Genomic DNA, 11,066 nt, shown 5'->3' with positions numbered 1-11,066 from the left:
CGGCGCCGCAGGCCCGGAACGGGCCGGGGCGGCGCTGGTGTCAGTCAAGGAAGGATCCCGACGGCGAGGCGGCCGTGTGGACGCCCGAGGGCTTGCCGCGCTGCTGGAGCCGCAGCACGAACGCGAGAACCCCGGCCACCGCGGCATAGAATTCCGGCGGGATTTCCGAACCCAGGTCGCAGGCCGCATGAAGGGCACGGGCCAGCGGAACGTCCCTGACCATCGGCACCCCCTCGGCCTCCGCCTTCTCGCGGATCTTCGCGGCGACGGGTCCGGCGCCCTTGGCGACGACCCGCGGTGCCGAGACGCCCGGCTCGTAGCTGAGCGCGACGGCCACGTGGGTGGGGTTCACAAGGAGCACGTCCGCGCTGGCGACGGCGGAGATCATGCGGTTGCGGCTCATGGCCATCTGTCGCGCACGCCGCTGGGAGCGGATGAGCGGGTCGCCGTCGGTGCTCTTGTTCTCGTCCTTGACCTCTTTGCGGGTCATCCGGGTTTTCTTGCGGTTCCGCCTGCTTACAACGAAGACGTCGGCCACGGCCAGGGCGATGCCTGCGGCCACCGCGAACTGGATGAGCGAACCGACACCGCCGCCCGCCGCCTCAAGCAGCGCACTGATGCTCATCCCACCGGCGCTCATCAGCAGCGGAAGCAGGCCCTGGATCACGGAATAGAGGACAGCGCCAAGGACGGCGGTCTTCAGTACGGCCTTCACACCGTTCCACAGCGCCTGCATCCCGAAGGTGTTGCGGATGCCTGTGACAACGTTGAACTGCTCGAACTTGCCCTTGAACTTCTTGAACTGGATCCCGCCCTGCCCGGCGGCGCCGAGCAGGACCGCGGCGACCACCGTCAGGAGCAGGGGCAGCAGCGTCGCGCCGATCGAGCCCAGCCCCTGTCCGAGCGCATCGAGGGCGACACCGGGGTCGGGCACGGCGGCGATGCTTCGGACAAGGAACAGCTGGTCGGCGGCCGCGTCGGTCGCTGCATCGAGCGTGGAGGGCAGCATCAGGGCCGCTGCCCCGATGCCGAGCCAGGCGGTCATGTCCGAGGACTTCGAAAGCTGTCCCTTGGCCCGGACTTCCTTCATGCGCTTCTCGGTGGCCTGCTCTGTGCGCTCCTGGGACTGGTCGTCGGCCATTATCCGAGTCCCATCAGGGCGGTGAGGGCTTCCTGGGCCAGCGATGAGACAACCCGCGGCAGGACCAGCAGGACCACCGATCCGAGGGAAAGGGTGAGCAGGATCTTCAGGGGGAACCCAAGGGCGAAGACGTTAAGCGCCGGCGCCACCCGGTTCAGCAGCCCGAGGCCAACGTCGGCGAGGAAGAGGACAACCGCGAGGGGCCCGGCGATCTGCACGGCCGAAACGAACATTCCCGTCAGGGCTGCAACGAGCGTCGAGGTCGGGTCGGGAAGGAAAATGCCGCCGCCGAGGGGGATCGCGGTGAAGCTGCCCACGAGTCCGCCGAGGATCAGCTGGTAGGCGTCGGAGGAGAACATGAGCGCCACGGCGATCATCTGGAAAAGGCGCGTGAACTGGGCGCCGTTGATCAGCGACTGCGGGTCGAAGGCCTGGGCCATCTGGAAACCGCTCATCAGGTCGATGAGGCTGCCCGCCGACTGGATCGCGGCGAAGACAAGGTAGACGAGGAACCCCATCAGGGCGCCGGCGCCCACCTCGATCACCAGGGCCCCGAAGAACGCCGGGGTGGCGAGCGGAACGTAGTCCGCGGTGACGGCGGGGGAGACGGCCACGGCCAGCCCCAGCGCGAGCATCGCCTTGATGCGCGCGGGGAACGCCTTGTAGGAGAACGGCGGGGCGATGACCAGGAAAGACACAATCCGCACGCCGGCGAGCATCACCGGTTCAAGCCAGCCCAGGTTCAGGTTCAGGTCCATCACCCGCCCCCGATCAGGGAGGGGATTTTCTCGAACAGGGCATGGGTGAAAGCGACCATTTCCTGGATCATCCAGTGACCGGAGATCAGCAGCACGACCGCGACCGCCGCGGCCTTGGGCACGAAGGAAAGCGTGACTTCCTGAATCTGGGTGATCGACTGCAGCAGGGAGATGCCGAAGCCGACGGCCAGCGCGGTGATCAGCATCGGGGCCGCGAGCTTCGCCGCGATCCACAGGCTCTGCAGGCCGATGTCAAGGAGTGCGTTCGTATCCACCGGCTACCCGTAACTTCGAACGAGCGCAGTGATGATCAGGCCCCAGCCGTCCACCAGGATGAACAGCAGGATCTTGAAGGGCAGGGAGATGATCACCGGCGGCAGCATCATCATGCCCATCGACATCAGCGCTGACGAGACGACGAGGTCGATGACGAGGAACGGAATGAAGATGACGAAGCCGATGATGAACGCCGCCCGCAGTTCCGAAATCATGAAGGCCGGGATGAGAGTGGTCAGGGGCACGTTGGCCGGCGTTTCGGGGTTCTCCATGCCGGCGGCCCGGGTCATCAGCGCGATGTCCTCCTCGCGCGTGAACTGCAGCATCCACTGCTGGATGGGGCCGGCCGCCGCCGTGTACGCCTCCTCGAAGGACGAGCCGCCGTCGAGGTAGGGCTGGACGGCGTCGTTGTTTATCTCGCCCAGGACGGGCGCCATGATGAAGAAGGACAGGAAGAGGGACAGCCCGGCGATGACCTGGTTCGGGGGGATCGAGGGGAGGGAGAGCGCGTTCCGGGTCATGACGAGGACAACGAAGATCTTCGTGAAGGAGCTCATCATCAGCAGCAGCGAGGGTGCCACGGTCAGGAGCGTTATGCCGATCAGGGTCACAACGGCGGAGGACGGGCTGCCGTTGGGGCCGTTGATCTCGACCAGCGGTTCGTCGGCACCCGGAACCTCGGGCTCCTCGGGAGCCACGGGCGGCGCGGGTTCGACCGGCTGGACCGGTGCCGGTTGCACGGGTGCGGGCTGGACGGGCGCCGGCTGCACGGGCGCCGGCTGCACGGGTGCGGGCTGGACCGGTGCCGGTTGCACGGGTGCGGGCGGGGGCAGCTGGACCGCATGTCCTGCCGCCGGTGCAACGAGCGCGAGTGCGGCGGCCGTGAAAACCGCCGCAGCGATGACCCTCAGCAGGACCGCCGTCCGGCGGAGCGCCCCGGCGTACGCCTTGGGCCTCCTCACGTCCTGCGCCCGCCCGTCCCGGGGTTGAGCGCCTGCTTCAGCGCGGCCGGGGAGAGGGGAAAACCGGCCACCGGGGCGGGGGCGGAACGGTGCTTGCCTGCCGACGACAGGGCCCGTGAAAAGGCCTCGGCGCTCTGCGACGGCGCGGGTGCCGGTGCCTCGGTGGCGTGGAGCATGGTCACCGAATGGTCCGTGACACCGAGCAGGAAACGCTTCCCGTCGGAATCGACGATGACGACTGAGGCCTTCTGCCCCACGCCCTGACGCGCAACGACGGTCAGGAGCTTGTCCTGGCTTCCCGCCCCGCGTGAACGGCGAGCGTACCTGTGCGCCAGCCACAGCACCGCAAGAACGGCACCGAGGGAGAGCGACACCCTCAGAACGAGGATGAAGGAGTCCATGGTTAGTTGAGGCCCTCTGCCACGTCGAGGATTTTCGTGATGCGCACGGCGAAGTCCTGGTCAACGACCACGACCTCCCCGTGGGCGATGAGGCGGCCGTTGAGCAGCACGTCCGCCGGGGCCCCGGCGGACCGGTCGAGTTCGATGACGCCGCCCGGTTCGAGGTTCAGCACGTCGCGCACCGACATCCGGGTGCGTCCGATCTCCACGGTGAGCGCCATCTCCACGTTGTTGATGCGCCCGAGCTTCCCGGCAACGGACTCGCCGGCAACCGGCGTCGTGTTCACCGTGCCGTACTCCCGCACCCGCACGGCGAACCAGCCGGCCGGGGCGTCGTCGGAAATCAGCTCGAAGACCGTCGTGTCGGGGTCCTCAAAGAGCGCTGACGCCTCTTCGACCCTCGCCTCGCCAAGCACGCCCTCACCGAGGACGGCGGCGGCGCCCTCAAGCGCCGGGCGCAGGACATCCTTGAAGGAGATCAGCGGCGAGTCGGTGCCGGCGGCTTCCGCCAGCGAGCCGGTGCCCTGGAGCACGACGGCCAGGTCGGCGGCCCTGCTGCCCACATAGGTGGCGGTCACCGCATTGGCCGTCCTGCCGATGAGCGCGGTCCGGTCCGAGAGGATTCGGGGGGTGATCAGCGACGCCGAGGGGAGCCGCCCGACCAGTGCATCGGCGGCGCGTTCCTTGAGCGGGAGGATGGAAGTGGTCATGCGGAGTTCTCCTCGGTTTCGATGATCTGGGCGGCAAGGCGCGGGCCGTTGCGGCCGAGGCCGGCCCGTGCGATGCGCTGGCCGGCCACGCGTACTTCAAGCGGCCGCTGTTCGGGATGGTTCAGGGGCAGGAGGTCTCCCACCGCAAGCTTCAGGATCTCCTCGGGCCGCACCCGGACCGGCATGAGCCCCACCGACACATCAACGGGAACCCGTGAGACCTGCCTGCGCAGCAGTTCGGGCGCGCTCTCCGGTGAGGTTGTCGGGTTGGTTGCGCCGAGCTGCGGCAGGATCAGCTCGGCAGGCAGGGCCAGCGTCCCTTCGGCCGAGTTGTCTCCCACCCGGATGGTGAACGAAACAACAACCATGAGGTCCGAGGGTGCCGCAGCCTGCGCGAACTGTGCGTTGTACTGGATGGAGTTGAAGCTGATCGGGGTGGGCAGCAGCGGCCCGAGGGAGTAGCGGAGGTCCTCGAGGGCGTCTTCGAGGATGCGCTTGACCAGTGCCTGCTCGATCTGCGTGAATTTCCGGTCGGGAACGGGCTGGTTCCCGTTGCCGCCGAGCATCCGCGAGATCCAGGCAAGGGCCGACGACGTCGGGAACTGGATGACGGCCTGGGAGTCGTTTTCCTCGAGCCGGCACAGCGCCATCGCCGTCGTTGAAGGCAGGGACGCCGCGTACTCGTCATAGGTCTGCATCTGCACCTGGTGGGTGGCGACCTGCGCCTTGACGCGCACTTTGGCCGTGAGCTGGGTTCCCCACTGCCGGGCGAAGGTTTCAAAGGCGACTTCAAGCGCGCGGCTGTGCTCGCGGGCCAGCGTGGTGGGGCGGCGGAAGTCGTAGATCTCAACGGTCCGCCCGGGCTCGGGCAGGGGAGAATCTCCTGGGGTGCGGGGGGTCACGTATTCCACTATCGGCCGGAGCGGGCGCTAGGTTAGCTCAACGCCCAAACAATTCGCTCCGCCCGGCGCCCGGGTCCGGCGCGGGTCAGGGAGCGCGCGTCTTGGCGACTTCGGGAATGAGTTCCCTCACGCTTTCGGGCTGGTCGGAGAGGATGATGATGTCGACCCTGCGATTGAGTTTCAGTTCGGCTTCGCTCGTGCCCGTGTTGAGCGGGCGCGACTCCCCGTACCCGCTCGCCTGCATCCGCTTCTTGTCGACGCCTCCGGTGTCGATCAGGTGGCGCACCACGTTGACGGCGCGCGCCGTCGAAAGCTCCCAGTCCAGCACATAGCGGTCATCGGGGAGTTTGGCGGTGTGGCCCTCCACGGTGACCTCGCGGGTTGTGGCACGGAGCTCCGGCGCCGTGGTGTCGAGGACCAGCTGCGCCGCGGAGGTGAGCTCCGCGCGGTCGGGGTTGAAGAAGGTTTCCGAGCTGACCATGCGCATCGTCAGGCCGCGCTCGTCGAGGCTGAACCGGACGGTGTTTTCGAGCCCCTGTTGACGCAGGGAGGTGCGGATTCGCTCCTGGATTGCCCGGAGGTCGTCGACCTCCTTCACGGCGAGCTCCAGGTCGGTGGTGTTCTCGCCTTTCTCATCGACCAGCTCCGGGGGAACGACAACGCCCTCGGCCGTGTCGATGCTGCCGACGTTCTCGACGCCGAAGCCTGTGGCGAGGGAGTTTTTGAGCTTCTCGAACTTCTGTACGTCAACCGAGGACATCGCGAACAGGACGATGAACAGGCACATCAGGACGGTGACCATGTCGGCGTACGAAACGGCCCAGCGTTCGTCGGCGTGGAACTCTTCGAGCTGCGAGGCGCGGTAGCCCCGGCGCGGGCCCCTGCGGCTCACGCCGCCGCCTCGAGGTCGCTTACCGGGTCCTTCGGCTTCCCTCCGCCGCGCTTGTGGGGCGGGATCATTGCCGTCAACCGCTCGCCGAGGAGGATGGGCTGTGCGCCCTCCTGGACGGCGAGCAGTCCCTCCATCTGGAGGTTCATCTGCTCGAGTTCGAGCTCGGAGAGCCGGGCGAGGCGCGCACCGATCGGCAGCCAGATGAAGTTCGCCGAGAGCAGCCCCCACAGGGTGGCGACGAAGGCGGCAGCGATCATGTGCCCGAGCTCGTCGGGGTTGGAAAGGTTCTCGAGGACGTGGGTGAGTGAGACGACGGTGCCCACAATCCCGACGGTCGGGGCGTATCCGCCGAGGCTGTTGAAGAACTTCGAGACGGCGTGGTTGGCCTTCCTGCGGGTGCCGATCTCGTCTTCGAGGAGGATCCGCAGGTCCTCCCCGTCGGTGCCGTCGGCGATGTTCTGCAGCCCGTTCTTCATGAACGGATCATCGGTCTCGGCGGCTTCGGCTTCGAGGGCGAGCAGCCCGTCGGCGCGGGCCTTTTCCGCGAAGCGGATGATCTGGTCCACGCTGTCCTGCGGCGAGCCGGTTTTCCCCCGGAACGCCTTGGGCAGGGACTTCACCGCCTGGATGACGTCCTTGACCGTCGAACTGGCGATGCCGATCGCGATTGTCGCCCCAAGGACGAGGATCATCGGGGCCGGCAGCAGCAGGGAGCTGACGTGGGCCCCTTCCATGGCGATCATGGCGTAGAGCGAGCCGAACGCGAGCAGGAGGCCGATCAGTGTTGCAGGATCCATGGGGTTACTTTCTGGAGCGGTGACCGGGGTCGGCCGGCACTACATCGTTCGGGGGGACAACGCTGAGGTGGGAGAGCGGGGCGGCAACTTCGGCGGCGGGAAGGTCGCGGGCGGTGCGCAGCACCCTCGCGCGGAACTCAATGATCGTCTCGATGACCTCATCAAGGGTTTCGGCAACGATGTGCCGTGTCCCGCACACCAGGACAAGGGTGGTGTCGGGGCTGGCATGGATCCGTTCGATGAGGTCGGGATTGATGCCGAACTGGTCCTTGCCGTTCAGCCGCGTCAAGACAATCATTTGTTCTCTTCCACTGGCGGGGCTGCCGACTGTTGTTGACGGGCAACTCGTCTATAACAGTCGGCAGCCCCGCGGGTTCCGTTAGGCACTTGGGCTGCTGTCCGCTAGCGCTTGAGGTTCGTGAGTTCCTGGAGCACTTCGTCGGAGGTGGTGATGACGCGGGCGTTTGACTGGAAGCCGCGCTGGGCGACGATGAGGTTCGTGAATTCCTGGGAAAGGTCGACGTTCGACATTTCCAGGTAGCCGCTGGCGATGGCGCCGTAACCGGCCGAGCCTGCGGTGCCCAGTGCGGCGACGCCGGAGTTCGCCGTCGCCCTGTAGGTGGACCCGCCGGCCTTCTCCAGCCCTCCGGGGTTGATGAATGTCGCAAGGGCGATCTGGCCGATCGCAACCTTGGTGCCGTTGCTGAAGGAGCCCGTGATCGTTCCGTCCTTGCCGAGCGCGAAGGATTCGAGCGTCCCCGCAGCACGGCCGTCCTGCGAGGCGACCTTGACCGTGTTCAGGCCGGCGTACCCGGTGACCGCCGAGAGGTCGACGCCGATGCCGCCGACGTTCATTGCCCCGCCGCCGGTGAGCACGCCGTTCGCGAAGGTCAGGCTCGTTGAGCCGGTCCCGGCCCCGTCGGTGCCGGTCACGTCCCAGCCCCCGGCGGTGCGGGTGAAGGTCATTGAGAGGGTCCGGGCGTTTCCGGCGCCGTCGAAGACCTTGATGTCGCGCACCAGCGCCGCACCCACGGCCGTCTCGGCGGGCAGGTTGCCGTTCACGGTTGCGCTGTTGGTGGCGGCGGCGGGGGAGGCCGCCTGGTCGAGGGTGAGGTTCCCGATGGCCCCGCCCTTCTGGATCTGCCCGTTTACGGCCGGCCACCCCTGGAGGAAGGAGCCGTCGGGGGAGACCAGGCGGCGCTGGGCGTCGAAGTCGAAGTCGAACCCACCGGCCCGGCTGTACACCTGCTGTCCGCCGGAGTTGAGGACGAAGAATCCGTCACCGGAGATCATCAGGTCCGTTGCCTTGCCTGTGGCCTGGGAGGACCCTTGGGCGAAGTTCGTTGAGATGCCCGCAACCTGGGTGCCGAGGCCGACCTGGGCGGGGTTCGTTCCTCCGCGGCCGCCCTGGCCGCCGCCCGCGGCCTGCTGGAGCTGCGAGAGGGTGTCCTGGAACTGGACGGAGGAGGACTTGAAGCCGTTGGTGTTCACGTTCGCAATGTTGTTGCCTGTGACATCGAGCATCGTCTGGTGCGAGCGCATGCCGGAAATGCCGGAAAAGAGGGAGCGGAGCATGATGCGTCCTTTCGAACGGGGAGTGGTTGGAGAGGCGGGAAACTAGGAGCCGATGCCCGAAAGCTTGTCGAGGGAGATAAGGGTGTCTCCGACCTTCACCTGGGGCACGGCGTCCTGGAAGGAGACGCTCGATGCGGTCCCGGTGACGACGGTGCCGTCGGCCTTGGTGTAGCTGACCTGCTTGCCGAGGAGGGCCGCCGCGGCGGCGCGCATCTGCAGTCCGAACGATTCCTCCCCCTGCACGGAGAGCTGGGTGAGTTTTTCCATCATGGCCAGCTGGGTGGTCTGGCCGATCATGGCGTTCGTGTCCATCGGGGACCCGGGGTCCTGGTGCTGCAGCTGGGCCACAAGCAGCGACATGAAGACTTCGCTGTCCATCTCCTGCTTCGGGGCGCGGGCCGGCTGGCCCGCATAGACACTGCTGGTACCCGAGGGCGGGGCAATTCCTGACACTGGCACGGGTCTTCCTTCCGTCAGGCCATCACGTCGAGTGAGGGCAGGTGATTGGACAGGCTGTCGGGCCGGAGGCGGCCGCGGTCGTCGGGTTCATCCGGCGGGGCCGGATCGGCGCCCTGGCGCCGGTCAGGGGCGGGGCCGCCCGGGTTGCGCCGGAAGCCCTCCGAGGCCGGGTCGCCGGGGGCGTCCCGGGAGCCGAGTTCAAGGCTCGCGTTGAGCCCGGAACCGGCGAGATCGCGTTTAAGCTCGCCCATGACGGTCCGCAGCGCCTCCTTGCCGGCGTCGCTGGCGGCGAACAGTTCAACGCGCACGCTGCTGTCGGCGCCGATCCAGGCCCGCACGGTCACCGGTCCCAGTTCCTCCGGAGTGACCTTCAGGACCATCACGTGCTCTCCGGCACCGGCCTGCGCCAGGGTGAAGACGGGCTTGGCGAGCTGCGCGGGCAGGGGGACCTCGGCCGGGGCCGCCGCTGCCGCTGACGTACCTGCGGCAGGGCTCACCGGGGTGCCGGGCTGGTGAATGGCCGGTGGGAACGGGGACGCGGCGGGCAGGACGGGCCCGCCGGGCGACGCGGTGCCCGCCGATTCAAGGGGTGCCGGCCCGGGCTGGCCCTGGGGCGCAGCGTTTCCGCCGTCCGGAAGCGGCGGTGCCGAAGCGCCCGGGTGGGCCAACGGGTGGGTGCCGGGCTGGAACGCCTGCTGGGCACCGGTCGCCGCCGTCACCGGACCGGGGAGGACGGGCTGCACTTCCGAACCCGCGCTGCCGGGCACCGCCGGGCCGGGCACCGCCGGGCCGGGGGCGTGGAGTCCGGACGCGTTGATTCCGGTCGAGTGGGCTCCGGGTGCCGTCCCGGCTGCCGGGTGGGCTCCCGTGGCGGGCGTCCCAGCGGCACGCGGTCCAGCGGCCGGAACGCCTGCTGCCTGCGATTCGGCGCCCCGGACGCCCGGTGCTCCCGATTCCTGTATTCCTGTGGTTGAAGATTCGGGGTTCGCTGTTTCCGGGCCCTGTGCACCCGGTGTCCCGCTTCCTCGTGTCCCATGTCCCGATGCCGCACCGGCGGGCATCCCCGTGGCGGGGAAGGTGCCGGTTGCCGTGCGCGGTGCTTCACCGGCCGCGGCTGCGGGCACATCGGAGGCCGGGACTTCGGCGGCGGGCGGAAGCGCGGACTGCGGCCCGCGGGGTTGGGAATCGTCCTCCGGCGCGGCCGACGCACCGGAGGACGGCGGTTCGGTGGGCGGGACGGGCGCCGCGGGCTGCCCGCCGAAAGGCCCCGGAACCCCCGGGGGGACGGCCGCAGCCGTCACGGGAAATGCCGCTTCCGCCCCTGCCGCAGGTTCGGCGTCGGCGGCCCGGGCGCCTGCTTCGGCTTTCTCAGTGTGCCGGGGCGCGGAGCGGGCCGACACTGCCTCGTGGAGGGCCGCACCAAACGAGCCGGGCGCCGTTGACGGACCGGATCCGCCGCGGGCGGCCTGCACCGGGGGGCGGCCGGCGGAAGTCAGCGCAATGCTCATCTTCCCGCTCCGATCAGGGCAGTCCCCGGCCCGGCGGCGGCGGATCCGGCGGGAAGGATCCGCCGGATGGCATCAATGTTCGAGTCGTTCTCCCATGCGTCGCGGATCTGGATCGTCGATCCGGGCTGCGGTGCGTCGACTACCTTGCCGTTGCCGAGGTAGATGGACACGTGGCCGGTGTTGAACGTGAACAGCAGGTCGCCGGGCCGAGCCTCGGCGAGGGAGCCCACAGGGGTGCCGGAGTTCACCTGGTCCCAGGTGGTGCGCGGCAACTCGTAGCCGAGGTCGCGGTAGACGTGCTGGACGAAGCTTGAGCAGTCGAGCCCGGCGGAGGGGTCGTTGCCTCCCCAGATGTACGGGAGCCCAACGTATTTCCGGGCCGCCGCCTCAACCCCCGAGCCCCCCGGGTCCGGGGACGCGGCCGGAACGCCCTGCACCCCGCTCGGCGCGGGCACCGAGCCAAGCGCAGCCGCCGCACTTTGCGCCGCGTCCGCAGGAACGCCGGCCGCGGTGAGGGCCTGGGCGAAAGCCGAAGCGTTCTGGGCCGACTGGACGGTGGCAGGAGCTCCCGCCCCCGGTGCGGGTGCGGCACCCCGCGACGGTGCGGCCGAAAGCGGCGCGACCGGGCTCAGCGCCGAGAGGGTTCCCTGGATCTGCTGGATCCGGTCAAGAGTGGCGGCCATGC

The 11,066-nt window shown here is 68.6% G+C and carries 14 protein-coding genes; all 14 read right to left on the bottom strand.

Annotated elements, in window-relative coordinates; all coding sequences use genetic code 11:
* Positions 1-40: 40 nt before the first annotated feature.
* The gene (locus tag AC4D2R_RS00350) at positions 41-1,141 is read right to left on the bottom strand and encodes an EscU/YscU/HrcU family type III secretion system export apparatus switch protein (protein WP_490936452.1); all 1,101 of its coding nucleotides are present in this window, start codon (positions 1,139-1,141) and stop codon (positions 41-43) included.
* A complete protein-coding gene (locus AC4D2R_RS00345) occupies positions 1,141-1,899 on the bottom strand; it encodes a flagellar biosynthetic protein FliR (protein WP_490936450.1) in 759 nt (252 codons plus the stop codon). Before AC4D2R_RS00345 ends, AC4D2R_RS00350 begins: the two co-directional genes overlap by 1 nt.
* Complete coding sequence (gene fliQ / locus AC4D2R_RS00340; RefSeq protein ID WP_490936448.1) at positions 1,899-2,174, bottom strand: flagellar biosynthesis protein FliQ; 276 nt, start codon at positions 2,172-2,174, stop codon at positions 1,899-1,901. The genes AC4D2R_RS00345 and fliQ overlap by 1 nt, the downstream gene beginning before the upstream one ends.
* 3 nt (positions 2,175-2,177) lie before the next feature.
* Positions 2,178-2,915, bottom strand: coding sequence for a flagellar type III secretion system pore protein FliP (gene fliP / locus AC4D2R_RS00335; protein ID WP_490937338.1), 738 nt, complete (start codon positions 2,913-2,915; stop codon positions 2,178-2,180).
* 218 nt (positions 2,916-3,133) lie between these two features.
* Positions 3,134-3,538, bottom strand: coding sequence for a flagellar biosynthetic protein FliO (gene fliO, locus AC4D2R_RS00330; RefSeq protein ID WP_490936446.1), 405 nt, complete (start codon positions 3,536-3,538; stop codon positions 3,134-3,136).
* A gap of 2 nt (positions 3,539-3,540) precedes the next feature.
* Positions 3,541-4,248: a flagellar motor switch protein FliN gene (fliN, locus tag AC4D2R_RS00325; protein ID WP_490936444.1), complete on the bottom strand. Its 708-nt coding sequence runs from the start codon at positions 4,246-4,248 to the stop codon at positions 3,541-3,543.
* Positions 4,245-5,150, bottom strand: a complete 906-nt coding sequence (locus tag AC4D2R_RS00320; RefSeq protein ID WP_490936442.1) for a flagellar motor switch protein FliM — start codon at positions 5,148-5,150, stop codon at positions 4,245-4,247. Before AC4D2R_RS00320 ends, fliN begins: the two co-directional genes overlap by 4 nt.
* 85 nt (positions 5,151-5,235) lie before the next feature.
* A complete protein-coding gene (locus AC4D2R_RS00315) occupies positions 5,236-6,042 on the bottom strand; it encodes an OmpA/MotB family protein (RefSeq protein ID WP_490901389.1) in 807 nt (268 codons plus the stop codon).
* On the bottom strand, positions 6,039-6,839 hold the full coding sequence (locus tag AC4D2R_RS00310; protein ID WP_490901391.1) for a motility protein A: 801 nt from the start codon (positions 6,837-6,839) through the stop codon (positions 6,039-6,041). Before AC4D2R_RS00310 ends, AC4D2R_RS00315 begins: the two co-directional genes overlap by 4 nt.
* A gap of 4 nt (positions 6,840-6,843) precedes the next feature.
* A complete protein-coding gene (locus AC4D2R_RS00305; RefSeq protein ID WP_490901393.1) occupies positions 6,844-7,137 on the bottom strand; it encodes a flagellar FlbD family protein in 294 nt (97 codons plus the stop codon).
* 104 nt (positions 7,138-7,241) lie between these two features.
* Positions 7,242-8,414, bottom strand: a complete 1,173-nt coding sequence (locus AC4D2R_RS00300) for a flagellar hook protein FlgE (RefSeq protein WP_490936440.1) — start codon at positions 8,412-8,414, stop codon at positions 7,242-7,244.
* 42 nt (positions 8,415-8,456) lie between these two features.
* A complete protein-coding gene (locus AC4D2R_RS00295; RefSeq protein WP_490901396.1) occupies positions 8,457-8,873 on the bottom strand; it encodes a flagellar hook assembly protein FlgD in 417 nt (138 codons plus the stop codon).
* A gap of 14 nt (positions 8,874-8,887) precedes the next feature.
* Positions 8,888-10,381, bottom strand: a complete 1,494-nt coding sequence (locus AC4D2R_RS00290; RefSeq protein ID WP_490936438.1) for a flagellar hook-length control protein FliK — start codon at positions 10,379-10,381, stop codon at positions 8,888-8,890.
* The gene (locus AC4D2R_RS00285; protein ID WP_490936435.1) at positions 10,378-11,064 is read right to left on the bottom strand and encodes a C40 family peptidase; all 687 of its coding nucleotides are present in this window, start codon (positions 11,062-11,064) and stop codon (positions 10,378-10,380) included. The genes AC4D2R_RS00290 and AC4D2R_RS00285 overlap by 4 nt, the downstream gene beginning before the upstream one ends.
* Between the last annotated feature and the right edge of the window lie 2 nt (positions 11,065-11,066).

This window comes from Arthrobacter sp. TJ-217 (genome assembly GCF_058269255.1).
Note: the sequence above shows the minus strand (reverse complement) of the source record. Positions and strands in the feature narration are given on the sequence as shown.